At 61.8% G+C, this 22,619-nt stretch carries 21 protein-coding genes; 9 read left to right on the plus strand and 12 right to left on the minus strand.

What is annotated here, in order from left to right; translation table 11 throughout:
* Positions 1 to 99: 99 nt before the first annotated feature.
* The 8 genes from EPO09_RS17905 to EPO09_RS17940 are packed head-to-tail and all read right to left on the minus strand — an operon-like array spanning position 100 to position 8,345.
* Positions 100 to 1,176, minus strand: coding sequence for a chemotaxis response regulator protein-glutamate methylesterase (locus tag EPO09_RS17905; RefSeq protein ID WP_290645158.1), 1,077 nt, complete (start codon positions 1,174 to 1,176; stop codon positions 100 to 102).
* A 1-nt stretch (position 1,177) separates the two neighbouring features.
* Positions 1,178 to 1,984 (minus strand): protein-glutamate O-methyltransferase CheR, encoded by an 807-nt coding sequence (locus EPO09_RS17910; RefSeq protein WP_290645159.1) that lies wholly within the window; start codon positions 1,982 to 1,984, stop codon positions 1,178 to 1,180.
* A 14-nt stretch (positions 1,985 to 1,998) separates the two neighbouring features.
* Positions 1,999 to 2,562, minus strand: coding sequence for a chemotaxis protein CheW (locus tag EPO09_RS17915; RefSeq protein WP_290645160.1), 564 nt, complete (start codon positions 2,560 to 2,562; stop codon positions 1,999 to 2,001).
* Positions 2,563 to 2,565: 3 nt separating this feature from the next.
* Positions 2,566 to 4,239, minus strand: a complete 1,674-nt coding sequence (locus tag EPO09_RS17920) for a methyl-accepting chemotaxis protein (protein ID WP_290645162.1) — start codon at positions 4,237 to 4,239, stop codon at positions 2,566 to 2,568.
* A 37-nt stretch (positions 4,240 to 4,276) separates the two neighbouring features.
* Positions 4,277 to 6,460 (minus strand): chemotaxis protein CheA, encoded by a 2,184-nt coding sequence (locus EPO09_RS17925; RefSeq protein WP_290645164.1) that lies wholly within the window; start codon positions 6,458 to 6,460, stop codon positions 4,277 to 4,279.
* The gene (locus EPO09_RS17930) at positions 6,457 to 6,756 is read right to left on the minus strand and encodes a lipid asymmetry maintenance protein MlaB (protein ID WP_290645166.1); all 300 of its coding nucleotides are present in this window, start codon (positions 6,754 to 6,756) and stop codon (positions 6,457 to 6,459) included. Before EPO09_RS17930 ends, EPO09_RS17925 begins: the two co-directional genes overlap by 4 nt.
* Positions 6,753 to 7,121 (minus strand): response regulator, encoded by a 369-nt coding sequence (locus EPO09_RS17935; protein WP_290645169.1) that lies wholly within the window; start codon positions 7,119 to 7,121, stop codon positions 6,753 to 6,755. Before EPO09_RS17935 ends, EPO09_RS17930 begins: the two co-directional genes overlap by 4 nt.
* 18 nt (positions 7,122 to 7,139) lie before the next feature.
* Positions 7,140 to 8,345, minus strand: a complete 1,206-nt coding sequence (locus EPO09_RS17940) for a methyl-accepting chemotaxis protein (RefSeq protein ID WP_290645171.1) — start codon at positions 8,343 to 8,345, stop codon at positions 7,140 to 7,142.
* 355 nt (positions 8,346 to 8,700) lie between these two features.
* Here EPO09_RS17940 and EPO09_RS17945 point away from each other — a divergent pair, with 355 nt between their 5' ends.
* Positions 8,701 to 9,399, plus strand: coding sequence for a response regulator transcription factor (locus EPO09_RS17945; protein ID WP_290645173.1), 699 nt, complete (start codon positions 8,701 to 8,703; stop codon positions 9,397 to 9,399).
* Positions 9,400 to 9,418: 19 nt separating this feature from the next.
* Here EPO09_RS17945 and EPO09_RS17950 read toward each other — a convergent pair whose 3' ends face one another.
* From EPO09_RS17950 to EPO09_RS17960, 3 genes are read right to left on the minus strand one after another with little or no spacing between them, the layout of a single operon-like run.
* Positions 9,419 to 10,954, minus strand: a complete 1,536-nt coding sequence (locus EPO09_RS17950) for a PAS domain-containing protein (protein ID WP_290645175.1) — start codon at positions 10,952 to 10,954, stop codon at positions 9,419 to 9,421.
* 10 nt (positions 10,955 to 10,964) lie between these two features.
* A complete protein-coding gene (ybeY, locus tag EPO09_RS17955) occupies positions 10,965 to 11,405 on the minus strand; it encodes an rRNA maturation RNase YbeY (RefSeq protein WP_290645177.1) in 441 nt (146 codons plus the stop codon).
* Entirely contained in the window at positions 11,402 to 12,448 is a 1,047-nt protein-coding gene (locus tag EPO09_RS17960) for a PhoH family protein (RefSeq protein ID WP_290645179.1), read from the minus strand. The genes ybeY and EPO09_RS17960 overlap by 4 nt, the downstream gene beginning before the upstream one ends.
* A 127-nt stretch (positions 12,449 to 12,575) precedes the next feature.
* On the opposite strand from EPO09_RS17960, the gene EPO09_RS17965 reads away from it, so the two are divergent.
* The 5 genes from EPO09_RS17965 (at position 12,576) to EPO09_RS17985 (ending at position 18,125) form a co-directional block, all read left to right on the plus strand.
* Positions 12,576 to 14,705: a sensor histidine kinase gene (locus EPO09_RS17965; protein WP_290645181.1), complete on the plus strand. Its 2,130-nt coding sequence runs from the start codon at positions 12,576 to 12,578 to the stop codon at positions 14,703 to 14,705.
* Between the two features lie 36 nt (positions 14,706 to 14,741).
* The gene (locus tag EPO09_RS17970; RefSeq protein WP_290645183.1) at positions 14,742 to 15,401 is read left to right on the plus strand and encodes a response regulator transcription factor; all 660 of its coding nucleotides are present in this window, start codon (positions 14,742 to 14,744) and stop codon (positions 15,399 to 15,401) included.
* 22 nt (positions 15,402 to 15,423) lie between these two features.
* The gene (gene ruvA, locus EPO09_RS17975; protein ID WP_290645185.1) at positions 15,424 to 15,999 is read left to right on the plus strand and encodes a Holliday junction branch migration protein RuvA; all 576 of its coding nucleotides are present in this window, start codon (positions 15,424 to 15,426) and stop codon (positions 15,997 to 15,999) included.
* 72 nt (positions 16,000 to 16,071) lie between these two features.
* Positions 16,072 to 16,977, plus strand: coding sequence for a M14 family zinc carboxypeptidase (locus EPO09_RS17980; RefSeq protein WP_290645187.1), 906 nt, complete (start codon positions 16,072 to 16,074; stop codon positions 16,975 to 16,977).
* Positions 16,978 to 17,096: 119 nt separating this feature from the next.
* Complete coding sequence (locus EPO09_RS17985; RefSeq protein ID WP_290645189.1) at positions 17,097 to 18,125, plus strand: hypothetical protein; 1,029 nt, start codon at positions 17,097 to 17,099, stop codon at positions 18,123 to 18,125.
* Positions 18,126 to 18,176: 51 nt separating this feature from the next.
* Here EPO09_RS17985 and EPO09_RS17990 read toward each other — a convergent pair whose 3' ends face one another.
* Entirely contained in the window at positions 18,177 to 19,958 is a 1,782-nt protein-coding gene (locus EPO09_RS17990) for an ATP-binding protein (RefSeq protein ID WP_290645191.1), read from the minus strand.
* Positions 19,959 to 20,245: 287 nt separating this feature from the next.
* Here EPO09_RS17990 and EPO09_RS17995 point away from each other — a divergent pair, with 287 nt between their 5' ends.
* The 3 genes from EPO09_RS17995 (at position 20,246) to EPO09_RS18005 (ending at position 22,596) form a co-directional block, all read left to right on the plus strand.
* Complete coding sequence (locus tag EPO09_RS17995) at positions 20,246 to 20,791, plus strand: hypothetical protein (protein ID WP_290645193.1); 546 nt, start codon at positions 20,246 to 20,248, stop codon at positions 20,789 to 20,791.
* A gap of 105 nt (positions 20,792 to 20,896) precedes the next feature.
* The gene (locus EPO09_RS18000) at positions 20,897 to 21,385 is read left to right on the plus strand and encodes a glutathione peroxidase (RefSeq protein ID WP_290645195.1); all 489 of its coding nucleotides are present in this window, start codon (positions 20,897 to 20,899) and stop codon (positions 21,383 to 21,385) included.
* Positions 21,386 to 21,414: 29 nt separating this feature from the next.
* Positions 21,415 to 22,596 carry an MFS transporter gene (locus tag EPO09_RS18005; RefSeq protein ID WP_290645197.1) on the plus strand — a complete coding sequence of 394 codons (1,182 nt, stop codon included), beginning with the start codon at positions 21,415 to 21,417 and terminating at the stop codon, positions 22,594 to 22,596.
* Positions 22,597 to 22,619 lie beyond the last annotated feature (23 nt).

A 22,619-nucleotide genomic window follows, 5' to 3' on the forward strand; every position in this document is an offset into this window, starting at 1 on the left:
CGAAGTCTCCAAAACAGAACGAATGGCAAGACATGGCCGCGTGAGAAATTGTCACGGCCTCGCTGGCATATCGGCGGATAAATTCGCGACTTGAGCTATCTATCGCTGCCGTCCCACGATGGCAGAGGGAATGGCGTCCAGCGGCAGTTCTCTTTCTACGCCGCCCAGCTTCATGGCTTCCTTGGGCATGCCGTAGACCACGCAACTGTCTTCGTCCTGCCCCAAGGTGCGGGCGCCGGCTTCGCGCATCTCCTTGAGGCCACGGGCACCGTCATCGCCCATGCCGGTCATGATCACGCCCAGCGCATTGCGACCGGCCGCGCGGGCAACGGAGCGGAACAGCACGTCCACCGATGGCCGGTGTCGGCTGACGGGTGGCCCGTCCACCACCGCTACGCGGTATTGCGCGCCGCTGCGTTCCAGCACGAGATGACGGCCACCCGGGGCAATCAGCGCCAGGCCGCTGTGGACGCGGTCGCCGTGAGCGGCTTCTCTCACTTCGATATCGCAGATCGAGTTCAGCCGGCGGGCAAAGGCGGCCGTGAACTGGGCAGGCATGTGCTGTACGACCACCATGCCGGGGCAGTCGGACGGCAGTGCACACAGCACGGCTTCCAGCGCTTGGGTGCCACCGGTCGACGTGCCCAGCGCCACGACGCGATCGGTTGTCTCGCTCATGGCTCGAGGTGCGCCTGCAGGCAGGATGGCGTCGGCCGTGAGCTTGGCCGCCACCTTCAAAGGGGGCGTCGACGAGCTGCTGGTGCGCTTGAGTCGTGCGTGGGCTGCGGCCTTGACCACCGCGATCAGGTCATCCGATTCATCCATCAGATGTTGCTTGAGCCCGGCCTTGGGCTTGGCCACGATGCTCACCGCACCGGCAGACATGGCTTGCATCGTGGTTTCCGCGCCCTGGGTGGTCAACGTCGAGCAGATCACCACAGGCGTGGGCCGCTCGGCCATGATTTTGCGCAGAAAGGTCAGGCCATCCATCCGTGGCATTTCGACGTCCAGCACGATCACATCTGGCCATTCTTGGGCCATCTTGCTCATGGCGAACACCGGATCGGCGGCCGCCCCCATGACAGACAGGCTTCGATCACTGGACAGCAGTTGCGTCATCACCTGGCGCACCACGGCCGAGTCATCGACGATCAACACGCGTATGGCTTGGGTCATGTCAATCCGGTCGCTTTCGGTAGATGGATGGACGAACCATCTGCAACTGATCCGTCACGCCATGCAGGCTTTCCGAGTGGCTGATGAAGAACCAGCCGCCCGGCTTGAGTTGCGCCACCATGCGGGCCATAACGGCCTTCTTGGTGTCTACGGAAAAATAGATCATCACGTTGCGCAAAAAGATCACGTCGAACAGCCCGACATCAGGCAGACGCTCGTTGAGGTTGATCTGATCAAAGCTCACCTTGTCGCGCAAAGGCTTGTCGACGAGGAACCATCCCTCCTGGCTACCCACGCCTTTCAGGCAATAGCGCGCCTTGGTGCTTTTGGGGATGTTGGCGGCATCTTCGATCGGGTAAAGCCCCTGGCGTGCTGTCTCCAGCACGCGGGTGCTGATGTCGCTGGCCAGGATGTCGAAACGTGTGTGGCCCAGCGCCTCTGCCAGCACCATGGCCAAGGTGTACGGCTCTTCTCCACTGGAGCAGGCCGCGCTCCAGATGCGTACCTCGCTTTGCTGGCGCAGCGCAGGCGCGATCTGGCTGCTCAGGAATTCGAAGTGCTTTGGTTCACGGTAGAAATAGGTTTCATTGGTCGTCAGCAGGTCGATGGCTGTTTGTCGCTCGGCCTGATCCTGCTGGATCAGGTGCAGGTAGTCGCTATAGGTATCCAGGCCACGTTGGAGCAGGCGCTTGGCCAGTCTGCCGCTGACCAGCGGCTTCTTGGCGTTGCTCATATGGATGCCCGCCCGATCGAAGATCAGCTGTTTAAAGCCATGGAATTCCTTCTCGTTGAGGATCGCATTGCCCATGCCGGCCTCCCTGTTCAGTGCTCGGCTGCGCGCGTGGCGTCTGCCCCACCGAAGCCGTTGAGTGCCGACAGTTCGTCCACCGACAGCACCTTGCCCAGATTGAGCAGGATCACGAAACCGGAGCTGATTTTGGCCATGCCATCGATGAAGTCGGCCCGAATGCGTGTGCCAAAGCTGGGAGGTGGTTCGATCTGCGTGCTGTCGATCTGGCGCACGGCGCTGACGGCGTCCACGATGATGCCCAGAACAAATGTGTCGTCATCGTTGTGTACTTCCAGGATCACGATGCAGGTGCGTCGCGATACCTCGGTCTTGCCGCGCCCGAAGCGGGCGTGCAGATCGATCACGGGGACCACTGCGCCACGCAGATTGATCACGCCACGCATGAAGCCGGGCATCATCGGCACGGTGGTGATGTTGCCGTACTCGATGATCTCGCGCACACGCAGGGTGCCAACGCCGAAGAGCTCGCCTCCCAGGCTGAAGATCAGGTATTGGCTGACCATGCCGCTCTTTCCGGCTTGTGCGCTGTCTCGGGCGCCGCTGATGGCCCCGCTATTCAGGGTGAGACCGCTCATGGCTTACTCCTCGAACTTGACGAATTCCTGCTGGTTGATGCTTGAAGCATCGTGCTTGCGACGGACGGTGTTGTGCTTGCGCGGGGTTGCATGACCACCAGCCGAACCAACATTGGCCGACGAGCGTGCGATGCGGGCGATCGTGTGTTGTGCAGCGGCTGAGGTGGCGGCGGATTCCTGGGTATGGAAGAAGCTCATGAGCTCTTGCAGTTGCTCAGCCTGGCCACTCATCTCTTCTGCGGTGGCGGCCAGTTCTTCCGATGCGCCGGAGTTCTCTTGTGTGAGCTGAGACAGTTGCGTTACGGCCGTGTTGATCTGACCAATGCCGGATGACTGTTCATCGGATGCGGAAGCGATCTCCTGTACCAGATCCGAGGTCTTCGAGATCGAAGGCACGATGGCGTCTAGCAGTTCGCCCGCACGCTCTGCCAGCGATACGCTGGATTTCGCGACTTCACCGATTTCCTGTGCCGCTTCCTGGCTGCGTTCGGCCAGCTTGCGCACTTCGTCTGCCACGACGGCGAAGCCCTTGCCGTGCTCGCCGGCACGGGCGGCCTCGATGGCGGCATTCAGCGCGAGCAGATTGGTCTGGTAGGCGATGTCGTCGACGATGCTGATCTTGTCGGCGATCACCTTCATGGCCTGTACCGTTTCCTTCACGGCCTGTCCGCCTTCAACGGCTTCCTTGGCCGCCTTGCTGGACATGCCCTCGGTGACCTTGGCGTTGTCGGCGTTTTGTTGCACCGAGCTGGACATTTCTTCAATCGAGGCGGAGGTCTCTTCCACGCTGGAGGCCTGTTCGCTGGCGCCCTGGCTGATGCTTTGTGCGGTGGCCGACACCTGCTCGGCTGCGGCTGACAAAGCGTTGGACGAGCTGCGCACTTCCCCGATGATCTGCGACAAACGATCCGCCATGCCCTTGATCGCGGCCAGCATGCTGCTCGTGTCGCCGGGCTTGACCTCGATCTGAACGGTCAGGTCACCTTGTGCAATCCGGCTGACCATTTCGGCGGCATAGGCAGGCTCCCCTCCCAATTGCTTGATCAGGCTGCGGGCAATGGCGTAGCCGATCAGTGCGATGGCCACCAGGGTCGTTGCGGCCACGATCAGGCCAGTGATGTTGGCTGATTGTTGCGTGGCCTGGGCCTCTTCCGAGCCTTTCTTGGCCAGCTCCAGGTTGTATTGACGGTGCTCGTCCAGCACCACACCCAGTTTGGCGACCAAGGGGCGGTTCTTGATCTGCCATTCCGCGGCCTCTTCTTGCTTGCCCGCATGGGCGAAATCCGAGGAGGCGCGGAACACGGCCAGGGCGTCCACCATCGCGGCACGGTCGGCTGCCAGCAAGGCCTTGTCCTTGTCATCGGCAATCAGCGGTTCGTATTTCTTGAAAGAATCCTCTGCCTTGCGTGCCAGTTCCGCGATGGTCTGGTCCAGTTCGTGGATGCGCTCCTTGTCGTGGTCTGCCACCTGCTGCCATGCTCTGGCGCGCATGGTGGCAATGGAGCTGGCCGCTTCGTCCAGTGTGAGTACGCTGGGCATGACGTTCACGTACGAAAAATTGGCGGCCTCATACACCTTCTTCATCTGTACGGAGGCCACGCCAGCCAGCACAGCCACGCCAATGAGCGCAGACATCACGAGCAAGGCGAACTTCTGGGTAACGGTCAGATTTTTCATGTCAAGTGTCCTGATGGAGAGTGATGGGTGTGCGCGGTCAGATCAAGTCGTGCACGGTTGGTCGTCGAGCGACTTGATGGTTCTGTGACAACAAACCAGCCTCGCTCTCATGGGTCACTTGCGCAACCAGGTTGGGAACATCCAGCAGCAGAGCCACGGACCCGCTACCGAGAATCGTGAATCCGCCGATGCCGCGGACTTGCTGGAACACCTTGCCCAGCGGTTTGATGACGGTCTGGGCTTCGCCCATGAGTTGGTCCACGACAAGACCGACACGCTTGCCTCCGCCGTTGACCACCACCACGTTCTGGCGGCGGCCCGGTTCGCCTTCGATGTCATACAGTTCGCGCAGGCGAATCAGCGGGAGCACCTCACCGCGCAGGTCCAGCCAGTCGCGGTTCGCGGTTTGCCGAGAAGACAGTTCCATGCACTCGACCACCATGCCCAATGGCACGACATAGGCCGACTTGCCGACGCCAAGCAGAAAGCCGTCGATGATGGCCAGCGTGAGTGGCATGCGAATGGACATGATGGTGCCCAGACCCTCTTGCGTCTTGATATCGATCGTTCCGCGCAGTGCCGCGATGCTGCGTTTGACCACGTCCATGCCCACGCCACGACCGGACAGATTGCTGACCTGATCTGCCGTAGAGAAACCGGGTTGAAAGATGAGCTGGTAGATCTCGCTGTCGCTGAGGTTGATGTCGGGTGCCACCAGGCCTCGCTCGACGGCCTTGCGCAGGATGCGATCCTTGGACAGTCCGCCACCGTCGTCGGCGACTTCGATGACGACATGCCCAGCCTCGTGATAGGCGTGAAGGCTGACGGTGCCTTGAGCCGACTTGCCCGCCAACAGCCGGCGCTCGGCGTTTTCAATACCGTGATCCATGGCGTTGCGCACCAGGTGGGTCAGGGGGTCAGCCAACTTGTCGACCACGGTCTTGTCCAGTTCGGTTTCCGCGCCACTGATCTTGAGCACGATGTCCTTGCCCAGTTCCTGACTCACGTCTCTCACCACACGCTGAAAGCGGTTGAACGTGCCCCCGATCTGGACCATGCGCAGGTTCAAGGCGCAATCGCGCACCTCTTCCATCAGCCGAGCGACGGCCGAAGTGGCCTGTATCAGGTCCTTTGCTTTGTGCTTGCGGGCAACCAGGGCTGCACCAGCTCCTGCAATGACCAGCTCACCCACCAGATCGATCAGGCGATCCAGCTTGGCCGCATCCACTCGCAGTTGATGGGTCTCAGTGTTGCGCCCTCCCCGTGACTGGGTTTGCTTGGCCAAGGCCGCGTCGATCACGGCTGGGTGAACCTGGCCCGTTTCCACCAGCATGTGGCCCAGCGGGGCAATGGGCAAGCCCTGATGGCCTTGAACAGTCTGCGCATCCAGCGCGGCGTCCAGCTCCGTTTGGGTCAGTGTGCCGCAGCGCAGCAAAATCTCACCCAGCCGCAGATCCGACTCGGGCAGTTCCGCGATCAGCGCGGTGTATTCGCTGATCTTGCTGCGTGGCGGCATGATGCGAATCAGGCTGTCGTCTCGCACGAAGTCGAACGCACCGTCTATCGTGCCCTTGTCTGCATCGCTTTTGAAACTGATCTCGAAACCCAGATGCGTTTCATCCGGGTCCAGTTGCGACAGCGCCGGAACGTTGTCTGTCAGTGTGACGATGTGAACGATCTCGCCAAAGGTCGTGAGAAAGCGGATGAAGCTCAGCGGGTCAAAGCCTTCTCGGATGGTCTCGCGGCCGAATCGAAGTGAGATGTGCCAGTGGTCGCTGTCGACCAGGCTGTTCGGGTCTTGTCCTTCGTTGTCTGGCAAGCCTGCAGCGTCCTGCTGTAGGCGTGCTTGCAGCTGTTGGATGAGTGTCTGTCCCTGATCACGGCAGGCTTGGTCTGGCTGGCTGCCTGCATCCAGCCGGTCCACCAGATCCCGGATGTGATCGCCAACGGCGAGCATCAAGGAGGACAGTTCGGCATCAAACCGGATGTGGCCTTGGCGAACTTCGTCGAGCAGGCTTTCTGCCACATGGGTGAAGGCGACGATCTCATCGAGCCCGAATATTCCGGCCGAGCCCTTGATCGTGTGCGCGGCACGGAATATGGCGTTGATGGTTTCGGTGTCGTGTGGTTGCTGCTCGATGTGCAGCAAGGCTTCTTCCATTTTTTCCAGCAAGTCACGGGCTTCCGTGATGAAGGCCGTCATGGCTTCGTCGTGTTTCATGCAAGAGCCTCCTCGGCATTCGGCAGCACGACGTCGAATTCGCCGCTCAGGCCTGTCAGCGCGAGGGCTGCCTGCAAGGCCTCGGGCGGTGCCTGCAGTCGCATGGCGATCTCCTGGCGTCGCGCTTCATGTCGGGTGGCCAGCAGCAACTGCAAACCAGCCCCATCGACCTCGGTGACGTCGTTCAGCTTGATGAGCAGATCGCTACCTGGCGTCAAGGCATTGAGCAGGCGATCTTTCAGTGCGTGAACCGTGAAAACGGTCAACTCGCCTTGCACATCCACGACGGTGCTCATGGCATCACCAACTTGGACACCACGCTCAGCAACTGAGGCGGCAGAAAGGGTTTGACGACCCAGGCCTTGGCACCTGCCGCCTTGCCCTTCTCCTTCTTGTCATCACCTGCCTCCGTGGTCAGCATGATCACGGGGGTGTACTTGTAGGCGGCCATCTGCTTCATGGCCGTGACAAAGCCGAAGCCGTCCAGATTGGGCATGTTCACGTCGCTGATCACGAGGTGGTACTTGCGGCCGTCCAGCTTGGTCAGTGCCTGCTTGCCGTCTTCGGCTTCCACGACCTCGAACCCCGCGCCGCTCAGTGCAATGCGCACAGCCGTGCGCAGCGAAGAAGAATCGTCAACAACCAGAATGGTCTTGCTCATGATGGTGCTACTCCCTTGTCAGAAAAAGGTGGTGTCGCCGTCGTCGGATGCGCTGGCCGTGTTGATCAAGTCGGGCAACTCGATCGGGCGTCCTTCATGCGCGGCCTGTTCTTCTGGCGTGGTGTAGGTGCTGCGCAGTTGCGCCAGCCACTGTTGAGCGGATGCTGCGGCCTCGGGGTGGGCGTTGGTGATCTGGTCCAGGGTGCTCAGCAATTGCTCCTGGTTGTCACTGGTGTGCTGCAGGATCTGGCTGATGCGATCCTGCGCCTGCACTGCCACGAGCACCTGGTCGATCTCGTTGCGGATGGCCTGGCTTTCCGTCAGCAGGCTTTGCGTGTTGCTCATCACATCAGTGGCCGTGCTGTGGATGCGTTGCACGACGCCTTCGATGGTTTGAGATGCCTGGTCCATCAGCGCCTTGTCATGCTTGGTGAAGGACTCGTAGCTGTCGCGGGCCCGGTTGATGGCGGCGCTGACCTGCGCGATCACCGAGCTGATGCGATCACCTGTCTGGCCGGACTCCAGCGAGAGCAGGCGCACCTCCTTGGCGACCACGGCAAAGCCCCGGCCACTTTCGCCAGCGCGGGCCGCTTCGATGGCCGCATTGATGGACAGCAGATTGGTTTGCCGGGCGATGGCCCCGACTTCAGCCGCCATACCCTGGAGCTGACCGACAAACTGCGTGACGGTCACGACCTCGTTGAGCAACTGGCTGCGCACTTCCAGCGCTTCTCGCAAATCGCGCAGCAGGCCGGTGAGTTGGGATTGCGCATCTGTGAGTGCGTGGTGCAGGCCGCCGTCCTGGCCGCCCTGGGTAGCGCGGTCCATGGTGTCGCACAAGCGCTGCGACATGCCCGCAAAGCGCTGTGTCAACACGTCCATGGCATGCGACAACTGCTGCCTGGCTGCGTGCAGGTGACGAGACCAGATAGGCAACACGGCACCGCACAAGGAGGGCAGATGCTCGTGAGCCTGATTGGCCGTGCGCCGGTTTGCCTTTGGCGTACGACCTGAACGGCGCGCTATCCACGTCGGTAGCGGGCCGCAAATCAGCGTCGTGAGTGTGGCGAATGCCAGACAGATTGGCCAGACCCATGCCGGATTGGCCAAACTGAGGTGAATCGACAAGATACCGAACGTGGCAACAGACAGCCCCTGCCACAAGGGTGATGAAGGCGCCGAGGCCTCATCGGATGGGGAAAGAACCCCCGCTGCCAGTCCCATGGTTTTGCTCCTGCGAATAGGCGTAGGCAGCTATTCGTCCAAAAGCGCATGCACCTTGATGAGGCGCAAGCTGCTTTTAAGCAATATTTCATGGAGTCGTCAGTACGCACGTCTCAAGTTGACGTTGGCGTGTGTGACAACTCCATCAAGTGGGGCTGGAAGTGATCGGTCTTGAATTACGGGTGCAACAACTCCATGTATGTGCTCGCTAAAGCTTATCGGATCGCACAAATGCCGTATTGAGTCATTTATGTGTTTGGTGGCGTTTTCTTCAGATATATGTGAGGAATGGCGCATTTTGCCAAGGGCACAGCCTGTGCTCTAATCTATCGGTCATCGTTTTTCTCATGCGGTCATGCTTCCTAAATCACTAGCGCTCATTGATGACGACAAAGAGTACGCAGAGTTCCTGGCGCAGTATCTGCAGGAGCAGGGCGTGCGTGTCGATGTGTTTTCCGACAGCAACGATCTGCTGGTGCACGCCGATCCCTACGGCTACCAGTTCTACCTGGTTGACCTGATGCTCCCGGGCATCGATGGGGTCGATCTGATCAAGCTGCTGCGCCGCCGAACCACGGCCGGCCTGGTGGTGGTGTCAGGGCGCCTGGCGCCGGAAGTGTTCAAGGACGTCATCAGCGCAGGTGCAGACATGTACCTGACCAAGCCGGTGCAGTTCGAGCAGGTGGCGTTGGCCATCAAGGCCGTGAACCGCCGTATCAGTGGTAACGGGCAGGTTCAGGCTGAATGGCGGCTTGAGCGCCGTACGGGGCAACTGGTTGCACCCGATGGTGCCAGGGTGGATCTCAGCGACATCGACCAGGCGCTCATGGAATGTTTTGTTGAAGCGCACGGTGAGGTGGTCAGTCGCGATACCTTGCGCCAGCGTATCGGCAAGCCCGATGGCAAGGCCGATGACCAGGAAGCCACGGACGGCCTCAACGCGACCATTTACCGCCTGCGCCGCCGTATTGAGCGCGCTACGCCTTTGCTGGTGCCGCTGCAGTCCAAGTCGCGTGTGGGTTACGTGTTTCGCGCGCCATTGACGGCGGCTTGACGATCGCCGTCGGGCTGCTTCAATCGGTCGAGCTGGGGGCCTGGATGATGGTCAGCCGCATGGTGGTGCCAGGCGCTTTGTCGCGGTCTGACTCGCCTGGCTCGACCAGACTGACTCTTGCGCCGTGCAGTTCCATCACGCGCCGCACGATGTACAGGCCCAGGCCGTGCCCTGGCTGCGTCTGATGATGGGCGTGGACGCCGCGTTCAAACAAATGCGGCAGCACCTCGGCGGCCACGCCCGGGCCATGGTCCACCACGTCGATGATCAACGCCAGAGGGGAGTCTGAATCGCTGATCTGGATGCTCACCATCTCATCTGGCGGGCTGAATTTCAGGGCATTGGCCAGCAGATTGCGCAAGGCCAGTCGCATCAGGCTCATGTCCATGGAGGCCGTGCGTGTGGTGGTCAGCCGCTGAATCTGGATCCGATGGCGCTCGTCGGCCGGCATGTCGGCCACGACCACGCCAATCAATGTATCGATGTCGGTGTCCTGCCGCGCGATGGGCGCCGACTGAGCCAGCAAGGCCGCCACGGCCAAGGTGTTGTCGATGTTGGCCATCACCTGATTCATGACCTTCTGGGCGCGGTCCACTCTTTGTGTGGTGGCCAGATCCTTCAGCCCGGACAGGCTGGCTTTGGCGCTTTGCAGGGCCGCTGAAGCGTTATTGAGCGGCTGGCGCACTTCATGGGCCAGCACGTCGAGCATTTCGCTGCGTTCCTTGAGCAGGCGATCCAGTTCTTCCACCTGTCGCTCAATGCGCCGGCGCAGGGTTTGCTCCTGGTGCAACTCGGCCTCGCGTTGATGCAACTCGGTGATGTCCTGTACGGCGCCAAAGAGGCGCACGGGTTGGCCATCTGCATAGATGACTTCACCAAAGCTGCGCACCCATATGCGGCGCCCCTTCGCCGTGACCACGGGCAGGGTTATTTCCCACGGATGGCCGCTGGCGATGGTCTGCTCAATCAACTTCCTGGCTTCTTCGCGCGCTTCCGGTGCGACGAACGCCATGGCTTCTGAGCGGGTCGGCTGGTGGCCCAGTGGCACTTCGTAGATGCGGCAAACCTCGTCGGACCACTTGTGCGTGCTGGTCAGCAGATCAACTTCCCAGCCACCGACATTGGCCACACGGCTCGTGCGTTCCAGAAAAGCCTCGCTGGCGCGCAACGCTGCCTCGGTTTCCTTGAGCTTGGTGATCTCGGTGACCTGGACCAGGAAGCCTTGCACTTCGCCATCGACGATGTCGGGCAGGTAGCTCGCCAGGCTGTGCCGTTGCACACCGTCCGGCCCTGGCACGATGCGCTCGAACAGTTGTTCCTGGCCAGCCAGCGCACCGCGGATATAGACCTCATTGAGCCCGAACAACTTCGGGCCCAACAGATCCTGCATGCGAATGCCGATGATCTGTTCGGGCGTCAGCCCGAACCAGACTTTGTAGGCCTTGTTGGCAAAGCGGCAGCGCAGGTCCTTGTCCCAGTAGGCCAGCATGGATGGCACGTGGTCCACCAGCTTGCGCATGTAGTAGCTGAGATCGGTGGGCAGCTTGTCGCTCATGCTGTTGTGGTCAGTCAGCGTAAGGGTCGTCGAATCCCAATGCCGCCATGATCTCGCGTTCTCGCGCTTCCATGGCTTCGGCTTCCTTCTTTTTCATGTGATCCCAGCCCTGGGCGTGCAGGGCGCCGTGCACCAGCATGTGCGCGTAGTGCGCTTCCAGCGTCTTGCCTTGCTCTTGCGCTTCACGCTCGATGACGGGCGCACAGATGATCAGGTCGGCCATGACCACGGGTTCTTGCGCGTAGTCGAAGGTCAGCACATTGGTGGCGTAGTCCTTCTTGCGGAAGTCCTTGTTCAGTGCGCGGCCTTCTTCTTCGCCCACGAGGCGCACGGCGAACTCGGCATCGGTATCGAGCGCGGCTTTCAGCCAGCGAGCCACCTTGTGGCGGGTCAGGGTGTCGCGGTGGCTTTTGTCTGCGAACTGCAGGCTCAGGCTGAGGGTCGGTTTCATGTGTTGGGCAGGGCGCTGTCGTTGGTCTTGTTGTTGCGCGAGGTCTGGCGGGGTTCAGGCTCGCTGGCCTGGGCTGCATCGTAAGCCTCGACGATGCGGGCGACCAGTGGGTGGCGCACCACGTCCGCCGAGGTAAAGCGGGTGAAGGCCACGCCCTTGACGCGCTTGAGGATGCGTTCGGCGTCGATCAGGCCGCTTTTGGCGCCTTTGGGCAGGTCGATCTGGCTGACGTCGCCCGTGACCACGGCGCGCGCGCCAAAGCCGATGCGGGTCAGGAACATCTTCATCTGCTCGGGCGTGGTGTTCTGGGCTTCATCCAGGATCACGAAGGCATGGTTGAGCGTGCGCCCGCGCATGAAGGCCAGCGGGGCGATCTCGATCAGGCCTTTTTCGAAGGCCTTGGTGACGCGGTCAAAACCCATCAGGTCGTACAGGGCGTCGTACAGCGGGCGCAGATACGGATCGACCTTCTGGGTCAGGTCACCGGGCAGGAAGCCCAGGCGCTCGCCGGCTTCCACCGCCGGGCGGGTCAGCACGATGCGCTGCACGGCGCTACGCTCCAGGGCATCCACGGCGCAGGCCACGGCCAGGAAGGTCTTGCCCGTGCCGGCCGGCCCGATGCCGAAACTCAGGTCGTGCGACAGGATGTTGCGCAGGTATTGCACCTGGTTGGGCGTGCGCCCGTGCAGGTCCGCTCGGCGGGTGTGCAGCGTGGGGCCATCGGCTTCCTCATCGGGCAGGGCGTGTGTCTCGTCAGCCGCTTTGGGCTGGCGGGCGCGCTGCTGGCTCGCCAGGCTGGAGGTGATGGCCAGCTGCACCATTTCCGCGCTGATGGGTTTGGCGCTGCGTGCGTACAGCGCATCCAGCAACTCGACCACCTGCTGAGGCACGCCGCGAGCGCCTTCCACGCGGAATTGTTCGCCGCGTCGGGTCATCGTCACGCCAAAAGCGGCCTCGATGGTGCGCAGATGTTCGTCCAGTGGGCCGCACAAGTGGGCCAATCGAGTGTTGTCAGGGGGGGAAAAGCTGTGCCGCAGTTGCATGAAAGCCCCGGTATGGAGAGAAAGCACGCAAATTGTCGCCTGCCGGAGGCTTCGCCATGTGACATATATTGCGAAAATCGGAGAGTCTTCGCACACATGGTGTGTGTGATGGGCTTTGGAGTCTTCCTTGAGCAAATGGCATCGTTGGTGGCAGTCCTGGGCCCAAAGGTCATCGTCTGCTGATTCGGAAACCGATGGCGACGGTGGTCCCTCCGGTACGGTCGGTCGTTCTCCGGCGCAGGTGCGTCGCTTGTGGTTGTTGTTGGGGCTGGGCCTTGCCCTGGCGCTGGTGGTCGCCTACGTCATGGTGGCGATCAACCGTGAGACGGTTCGTCTGAGCCGCCCCTCGACCATCGTGGCGGCCATGGCTGCAGAAAGTTCGGTTCAGTCCATGGGGCAGGCCTGGGTGGTGCGCAGCAACGCGGGCCAGTTCCCTGTCGGGGAGTCCGGCCACTTGCAGAGCCTGCCTGATGAGTGGTCTCGCAGCCAGCCCGGGTATCAAGGCGCGGTCTGGTATCGCTTCAACTTCGATACCAGCAAGCTGCCGGCGCCCGATCAGGTCATGGCCGTGCATGTGGAGCGAGCGTGCTCCAACGTGGAAGTGCACCTCAACGGGCAGTTGCTGTACCGGGGCGGGCGCATGAGTGAGCCCTATGCGCGCAATTGCTATCGCTCGCATGTGATCCCCCTGCCCACGGCTTTGCTGCGCGCCAACGACAACCAACTGGATCTGAAGGTGGGCGGCTACCCCATCAACCGCGTGACGGCACGCCAGCGTGCGGGCGGCCTGGCGGCGGTCAGCATCGGGCCGCTGCAGGAAATCCGCGAGCTGTACGAGCAGCAGGAGTTCTGGACGACCACCGTGTCGCAGGTGCTGGGCGGAATCCTGGCCGTGCTGGGTGTGTTTGCGCTGGGTCTGGCGTGGGTGCGCCGGCTGGATTACCTGCTGTATTTCGGTTTGCTGACGATAGGCTGGTCCCTGATGACGGGCCGGATGTGGCTGAGCGATGTTGCCGTGCCCAACGCGGGCATCGAAGTGCTGATCGCGATGATGTTCGCACCGATGACGGCGTTCGCCATCAAGTTCCTGTTGGGCTATGCAGGGCAGAGCATGGGCACGGTCAACCGTGGGGCACGCAAGCGCCAGCTCAACGCGGTGCTGTGGGCCCAGTGCGTGCTGTTCCCGGTGAGCTTGCTGGCCATGGGAACGGATCGCCTGTTCATTGGCGCGCGCGTCTGGTACATGCTGTTTGCCGTCGAGCTGTTCGTCACGATCGGCTTTTTCCTGTGGGTGGCGGGTAAAAAGCGCCGCACCGAGTTCTGGCTGATGAGCGCAGCACTGGGCGTGGTCGCGGCCGTGCTGGGCATCGAACTGACTTTCCAGAGCGGCCTGGTCAAGATGTGGGGCGTACATGTCACCCACTTCGTGATGCCGCTGTTGTATGCCGCCGTGGCCGTGCGCCTGATCCAGGTCTATGCCCGCGCCTTGCAGACGGCTGAAGGCGCCCGCAAGCAACTGGAGCGCCGCGTGCAGGAAATCTCTGGCGAGATCGAACGCAACTTCAACCAGATTGCCGAGTTGCGCGTCGAGCAGATCGCCGAGAAGGAGCGCAAGCGCATCGCTGCCGACCTGCACGACGACCTGGGCGCCAAGCTGCTGACCATCGTGCACACATCCGACAACGACCGCATCTCGACCCTGGCGCGCGAGGCGCTGGAAGAAATGCGCCTGTCCGTGCGCGGCCTGACGGGCAAGCCCATGGTGCTGTCTGATGCGCTGGCCGACTGGCGCGCCGAGGTGGTGTCCCGTCTGGGCCAGGCCGGTATCGAGTGCGAGTGGCGCAACCCCAATGACATCATTGAAGAGCCACTTTCTTCACGGACATATGTGCAGACCACGCGTATCCTGAGAGAAGCGGTCAGCAACGTGATCAAGCACAGTGGTGCTTCGCACGTGGTGATTTCGGCCGAGGTGCACCTGGAGCATCACGATTTCGTGCTGGTCATCCAGGACAACGGCAAGGGCATCCCGATGGAGCTGGATGGCCGCCTGGACCGTGGCCATGGCATGACCAGCATGAAGCACCGCGCCAAGCAGTTGAGTGGGCAGTGCCTGGTTGAATCCGGTCCGGGTTTTGGCACCGTGATTCGCCTGACCCTGCCTTTGGAAATCGCCACCATGCAACAAGTCTTGCCAACATCGCTGCCGGGAAGCCCCGGCGCTGCTAGCATGCGAAATATTGCGCGTGGACACTGATCCCAGCGTTCCTATTTGAAGTGAGGCCCGTCCACCATGAAGCAAATCCTCTTACTTGAAGACCTGCCCGAAATCCGCGCCTGGCTGAAGGTGCTGGCACTGCAGGTGTTCCCCGGGGCCCAGATCAGCGAGGCAGCGCGCATTCACGATGCGCTCGAGCTGGTCAATGCCGTGCGTTTTGACGTGGCCATGGTTGACCTGGGGCTGCCTGATGGCTCCGGCGTCGAGGTGGTGCAGGCCTTGCGCGAGAAGCAGCCTGATGTTCAGTCTGTGGTGGTGACCATCCACGACGATGACGATCACCTCTTCCCGGCCTTGCAGGCGGGTGCCTTCGGTTACCTGCTCAAAGAGCAGTCTCGTGAGCAGTTGGCCGAGCAGTTGCACCGCATCAGCCAGGGTGAGCCGCCGCTGTCGCCTTCGATCGCCCGCCGCGTGATCCAGTACTTCACGGCTCAGGCGCGCCATCAGCCCATCCAGCCCGATACCGTGACGCCGCACGTGCAGCTCACCGACCGCGAGAACGAAGTGCTGCTGCGCGTGGCCAAGGGCTTCACGCTGCCCGAAATCGGCCAGCAGTTGAACCTGTCGCGCCACACGATTGCGGACTACGTCAAGCAGATCTACCGCAAGCTCAATGTGTCCTCGCGTGCCGAGGCCGCGCTGGAAGCCCAGCGTCTGGGCCTGTTCCGTCGTTAAGTTTCGTCGCCAAGTCTTGTAGATGATTGCTCGCCTGACCGGGTTGCTGGCCGAAAAGCAGCCGCCCTTTGTGCTGCTTGACGTCAATGGCGTCGGCTATGAAGTGCAGGTGCCCATGAGCACCTTCTACAACCTGCCGGATCTGGGCGCCAAGGTGACGCTGCTGACCCAGTTCATCGTGCGGGAAGACGCGCAACTGCTGTACGGTTTTCTGACCGCGGCCGAGCGTGAGTCCTTCCGCGAGCTGATCAAGATCAGTGGCGTGGGCCCGCGCATTGCCCTGGCGTTGCTGTCTGGCCTGAGTTCCAGCGAGCTGGCTCAGGCCGTGGCCGAGCAGAACACCACGCGCCTGGTCAAAGTGCCTGGCATCGGCAAGAAGACAGCCGAGCGCTTGTTGCTGGAGCTCAAGGGCAAGTTGGCGCCGGCTCTGGTGGCGCCCGGTTTTGCCGCTGTGAGCGACAACCAGACCGACATCCTTCAGGCCCTGGTCGCACTGGGTTACTCCGACAAGGAGGCTCAGGCGGCCCTCAAGGCCTTGCCGGCCGATGTGTCGGTCAGCGATGGCATCAAACAAGCCCTGAAATCCCTGGCTCGATGAGGCCTGCGGCGGCCCCTTTTCAGGGCATCATGAACAGCTTGGGCAGTCTTGCTATTTTCTGATCTGGATGGCATGTTTTCCTGGTTTGTGGATGGCGCATACGCACGCGCACTGAGGCGATCGGCTCTGCTGGCGGCAGGGCTTTTCGGTGTCGGCTCTCTGATGGCGATGACCTCGGTCAAGCCGCCACCCAAGCCTGCGGCCAAGACGGTTCCCGTCCACGATACAGCCCAGGCTTTTTGTCAGGACATGGCCAGGCGCTTGCCCAATCTGCCGCTGGCCGTCTGCGCCAAGGCACAGTTGACGCCCATCGCGGCCAAGTCTGCCCAAGGGCGTCCTTTGTTTCAGCGCGACGTGATTTCCAGCAATGCGCATTTGCGTGTGCTGGTCATTGGTGGCATCCATGGTGATGAGTTGTCGTCCACCTCGTTGGTCATGCACTGGATTGCGGCGGCTGGCGAGACACCGTCCAACATCCACTGGCGTTTCATTCCCTTGATGAACCCGGATGGCATGTTGCTGGACAAACCCACGCGGACCAACTCGCATGGCGTGGACCTCAATCGCAACTTCCCCACGCCCAACTGGGACAAGGAAGCGCCGATCTACTGGAATCAGCGTACGCAGAAGGACCCGCGCCGCTACCCAGGCCCGAAGGCCTTGTCCGAGCCCGAGTCGAAGTGGTTGTTCGACGAGATGGAGCGCTGGAAGCCCAATCTGATCGTGTCGGTGCACGCGCCGTACGGTGTGCTGGACTTTGACGGCCCCACCTCGCCGCCGCAGCGCCTGGGGCGCCTGTACCTGGATCAGGTCGGGATCTTCCCCGGTAGCCTGGGCAACTACGGCGGGGTGCACAAGAAGGTGCCCGTGGTGACCATCGAGTTGCCCAGTGCGCTGCGCACCCCACAAGAGGCCGAGATCCGCCAGATGTGGCTGGATCTGCTGCGTTGGACGGCGGAGCGCCTGGGGGCCGATTGACGTCGGCAGCGCCTGCTGCGCGGACTTTTTGATCCTGGCGTGTGATTACCTGGCGTTAGACTGGTCATTGAGGGCGCGTCATGCGCGCCAGAAAATAACCATTCACGAAGGGATTCACCATGCGACTCACACTGTCGTCTGTTGTTGCGGCGTCTTTGTTTGCTGCCTCTTGCCTGCCATTGGCGGCCCACGCTGCCTCGCCATTGTTCGATGGCTCAGCTTCTCTGTCGGGCTTGAGCTATCAACTGATTGACCTGGATCCCAATGATGGGATTGCCCCGTCTGTGACGTTCAAGACGGATCAGGGGCTCATCTTCGCGACGGGCATGCGCCGCATGGTCGACCTGAGCAATCAGTCGCCAAACAACGTCTATCAACCCCTGGATGTTGGCTCCTGGTTGTTGCCTGCCTCGACCGTAAGCGTCAAATCGACGGACGGTCTGAGCACGGCGTCTGCTTCTGCTGACGGGTTGTCGACTTCTGTTCGCGTAGAGCGTCAGGACGCTCAGAACCTGCCTGCATCCCCCTTTGGTTCGGATAAATTGGCCCTGGAAGTCTGGGGGGGCGCGCAGGCCGGTACGTCCTTGCAACTGCCATCCTCCACGATGGACGCTGACGCGCGCACCATGACCGTGGATCTGGGCTCTTTGCCCAACACTGGTTATGCGACCTTCCAGCTGTCTGCGCACACGGCGATCGTTTTTTCCGGGCATGCGCGCACGTCCATCAACGTGGACGTCGGTAACCTGCCTTGGGATCTGTCCAGTGGCGGGGGCCAGACTTACAGCGTGTTCACAGCCAACGCGGGCATTGGCGGGGCGTTCGCCGCGCCTCAGACGCCACTTCAATCCGTATATCCGCTGGATCAGTTCTATGACGCTCAAAATGCGGCGTTTCAGTTCCAGGCACAAGGCGTGTCTGCGCAGTGGAGTTCGGTCGGCAATGTGCCTCAGTCGATGAGCGAGGGCGACGTGTCCATTACTTTGAAGAACCAGCAGGACGTGTCACAAGATGGCGTGGTTCTCCTGAGCGCTGACACGGTGCTGTCCGTGACGGCGCCTGCCGCCGTGCCTGAACTCTCCACCTGGGCTCAGGGTTTGCTGGGCTTGGGTGGCTTGATGGCGCTGATGCGCCGTCGTGCGCGTTAAAAAGACCAAGCGCCTCGATGGAGGCGCTTGGTGTGCTGCGAGTGGCTTGGGTCAGCGCGTAGGCGGTGCAGCCTGAGCGCTGGGCAGCGCTGCCAGGATCTGCAGCAGTCGGTTGATCTGCAGCGGTTTGACCAGGTAGTGGCTGAAGCCGGTTTGCAGGGCCTTGGCGATGTGGTCGGGCAGGGCGTCCGCGCTCAGTGCGATCAGCGGCAGCTTCTTGAAGTCTGGCTGGGCGCGCAGGCGGCGGCACAGGTCCAGGCCAGAACCATCGGGCAGATTGATGTCCACCAAGGCCACATCGGGGTGGGTGGCTTCGATGCTGGCCAGGCCTTCCGCCGCCGTCTCGGCTGAATACAGCCGCACTTGCGGATAGGCCGCGAACATGGCTTCCACCAGGCTGCGGTTCAGCGCGTTGTCCTCGATGTGCACCACGCGCAGCGGTGGCAGTGACACGGCCGGCTCGTTGCTGCCGCGGTTCAAGGTAGAGCGCAGATTGCCGGGGCCTTCGGCCAGTGGCAGACGCAGGGCAAAGATGCTGCCCTTGCCCAGGGTGCTGGTGACGTCGATGCGGCCATGCATCAGTTCGGCCAGGCGTTGTGACACGGCCAGACCCAGGCCATTGCCAGAAGGTTTGCCAGGTGCCGTGTCAAAGCGTGTGAAGGGCTGGAACAGGCGCGGCAGGTCGTTTTGTTCGATGCCGAAGCCTTGATCACGTACCTCGATGATGCCCACACGGTCATCCTGCGAGATCTTGCCTTGCAGCCAGATGGTCGAGCCTTGCGGGCTGAACTTGATGGCATTGCTCATCAGGTTCAGCAGGATGGCGCGGGTGTGTTGCGGGTCGGCCCAGACGGCGGGGCACTGGCTATCGACCACCACGGTGATGTCTTGGGCCAGGGCGTCGTCTTCCAGGGCAGCGCGCACTTCGCGCAGCAGCACCGACAGCTCGACACGTTGCGGGCGGATGCCTAGCGGCTTGTCGTCCAGCTTGGCGTATTCCAGCGCCTGGTCCAGCAGTGACAGCAGTTGTTGGCCGGCCGTGTGGATGTGGCCGATCTGGCGGCGTTGTGCTTCAGGCAGTTGCGTGTCGTTGGCCATGTCCAGCAACTGCGTGAAGCCCAGGATGGCGTTGAGCGGTGAGCGCATGCTGTGGCTCATGCGCGAGAGGAACTCGACCTTGGTGGCCAGGGCCACTTCGGCTTCCAGGCGCTTGGCGTGTTCGGTGTCGGCGCGGCGGCGGTCACTGATGTCGGTCAGCACCTCGATATAGCGGTTGATCTGGCCTTCAGGCCCGTGCACGGGCTGGACCGAGCGCGATACCCAGAAGGGCTCGCCGTCCTTGCGGTGGTGGCAGACTTCCAGCCGTTCGATGCTGCCGCCTTGGGCCAGCACCTGGTTGATGCGTGTGATGGTGGCGGGATCAGTGTGGGGGCCGCTGAGCAGCTCTTCGGGCAACTGGCCATGGCACTCGGTCAGGGAGAAGCCTGTCAGGCGCGTGAAGGCGGGGTTGACCCAGCTGATGCAGCGTTGGGCATCACAGATCAGGATGGCATCGGTGACCCGATCGGCCACCAGGGCCAGCTCCTGATTGGTGGCTTGCGAACGTTGCAAGGCGGCTTGCAACTGGCGCATGACCTGGCCTTGTTGTTCGAAAGCGTCGTGGCGGAGCTGGAGTTCGTCGAGGAGTCGTTGTGCGTCGTCAGCCATGGTGTCGGATACGCCCACGGGTAGTGAGCGGCGTACGTTGGCAGGGCGCCATGTGGCCGTGTCGGCCAGTCCGGCGGGAGGGAAGAGGGGGGCGTCTTCAGAAGAGGCTGAGCGGATGTCAGGCATGGCGGTGCTCCTCGCGTCGTGACCCATCGTCTTGTTCGCTGTCGGGCTTGAAACAAGCCTGCGCCGACGACCAGATACAAGCTCGGTTACAGCGCCTGGGAATACGCAGTGTAGGCACTTCTGACAGCTTTGACCATGTGTTGTGCCTAGTGTTTACGCGGTCGTTGTGAACTGCACGACGCATTAACCGGGTGATCAGTTCAAGGGGCATGCGCTACAGTGGCAAAGTCGCTGTGGCGGTCATTTGTGATGGGCTTATGGGCAGGCGGTGCGTTTACTTTTTGTCGATGTTGATGCTGTTGTTGACAGCATGTGGCAGCCTGTTGCCAAGGGGCAGTACGGAGAGCCAGTCGGGCTTTGCCTCCTTCGAGTCAGCGCGTGATGCGATTGAACGCGTCAAGCCTTATGAGACCACTGTGGCGCAGCTCAAGGATCTGGGTTTTGATGTGCAGGCTTCGGCCAATGTTCGCCAGATTCCCTATCCGGAAGTGGTTGCCCGCCTGGCGCCTAATCCCAGCGTGCCGTTGGCCATGCTGGATCCGGGTATCCGCGATTGCATCGAGGCGCGGCAGTTGTGTCGCGCTTATGAGTTCAGTTTTGGCCGTCAGAACAGCTATCGCGAGGGCAGCTTCTGGGCTGACTTTCTCAACTTCCGGCGGCGCACGGAGATCACAGGGTGGCGCTTTCAGGGCTTGATCGTGGCGCGTGACGGGGTGGTTTTGTTCCGCAACTATGGTGGCGAGCCGCAGATCAAGCAGACGGAGCGCCAATCCAATCCCTTGGGGCCGCTGCAGCCCGCCGGAGAGGCCGCGGGCGCTCTGATCAAACGCTGAGGTGGCGTAGCCGAAGGCGGCATATCCCTCCAACACCGTAGGCGAGTGCCTTGAGGTAATCTGCGGGCCGGTTTCCATCTCGGCCTCTTTTAGCATCGGTGCCCTATGACTTCCGTTTACGACTTTGAAGCGCAAACCATCACTGGCGAGTCCGTCAAGCTGGATCAATATCGCGGCAAGGTGCTGCTGATCGTGAACACGGCCAGCAAGTGCGGCTTCACACCCCAGTTCGAGGGCCTGGAGAAGCTGTGGCAGGAGCAAGGCGCCAAAGGCCTGGCCGTGGTGGGCTTTCCCTGCAACCAGTTTGGCTCGCAAGATCCGGGCAACAATGGCGAGATCGCCTCGTTCTGCCAGCTCAACTACGGTGTGAGCTTCCCGATGATGGCCAAGATCGATGTGAACGGCCCCAACGCCCACCCGTTGTACCAGTGGCTGGTCAAGGAAGCCCCTGGCATCTTGGGGACCAAGTCTATCAAGTGGAACTTCACCAAGTTCCTCATTGGCCGCGATGGCCGCGTGCTGGGCCGCTATGCGCCCACCGACACGCCCAAGGGCTTGCTGGCCGATATCGAGAAGGCGCTGGCCGCAGGCTGAACGCCGCACCACTTGTGCGACGATGGGGCATGAGCAACAAGCTGACTGAACTGCCCCGTACCGTCTGGTTGATCGGCTTGATCTCGCTGGTCAACGACAGTGCCAGCGACATGGTCTATCCGCTGGTGCCCATGTATCTGGCATCGGTGCTGATGGCCGGGCCGCGCACCTTGGGTTTGATCGAAGGGCTGGCTGAGGCCACGGCAGCTTTGCTCAAGCTGTTTTCCGGTGTGCTGGTTGATCGCACGCGACGCGCCAAGCCATGGGTGGTGTGGGGCTATGCCCTGGCCGGGTTTGGTCGCCCCTTGATTGGCCTGGTGCACAGTTGGCCTGCCTTGCTGGCCATCCGGCTGGCAGACCGCGTTGGCAAGGGGGTGCGTACCTCGCCCCGTGATGCTTTGTTGGTGCGCAGTGTGCCGCCTGATCGGCGTGGTCTGGCATTTGGGGTGCACCGGGCCATGGACAACGCGGGTGCGGTTGTTGGTCCCTTGGTGGCTGGGGCCTTGCTGGCAGCCGGTTGTTCGCTGCAGCAGGTGTTCACCTGGGCCTGGGTGCCCGCAGCCTTGTGCCTGATCCTGTGTTTGATGCTCCGAGAGCCTGGGGTCGATGTGGTGCCAGCGGCGGCTCCGCGGTCCTGGCGGTGGCATGGTTTGCCTGCAGGCTTCAAGCGCTACCTCTGGGTGGTGGCGCTGTTCACGCTGGGCAATTCGTCGAACATGTTCCTGATGTTGCGAGCCCGGGAGTTGGGTGTGGCGCAGGCACAGGTTCCCTTGATGTGGGGGCTGGTCTCCGTGGTGGCCATGATTGGCGCGGCACCCTTGTCAGCCTGGTCCGACAAGATCGGGCGGCATCGCCTGCTGGTGGGCGGCTATGCGGCTTATGGGCTGGTGTACCTGGCCTTGGCCAGTCAGGCGCATGCGGGGTGGACGCTGTGGGCATTGTTTGCGCTCTATGGCCTGTTTCTGGCTGCGACCGAAGGCGTTGAAAAGGCGCTGGTAGCGGACTTCGCCGAGGACGGGCAGCACGGGACCGCCTATGGTTGGTTCAATCTGACAGCCGGGGTGATGCTGCTGCCGGCATCCTGGGTGTTCGGGCTACTCTATCAATCGTTCTCGGCCGGCCTGGCGTTTGCCGTGGCTGCGGGCTGCGCTTTGCTCGCGGCCCTCCTGATGGCTTTCTGGGTGCCTCGACCGAGTGTGCTGCCAGCCTGAGTCCTGTTTCATTCACCTCGGCC

The organism is Aquabacterium sp. (assembly GCF_004297345.1).
Taxonomy (GTDB): Bacteria; Pseudomonadota; Gammaproteobacteria; order Burkholderiales; family Burkholderiaceae_C; genus Aquabacterium.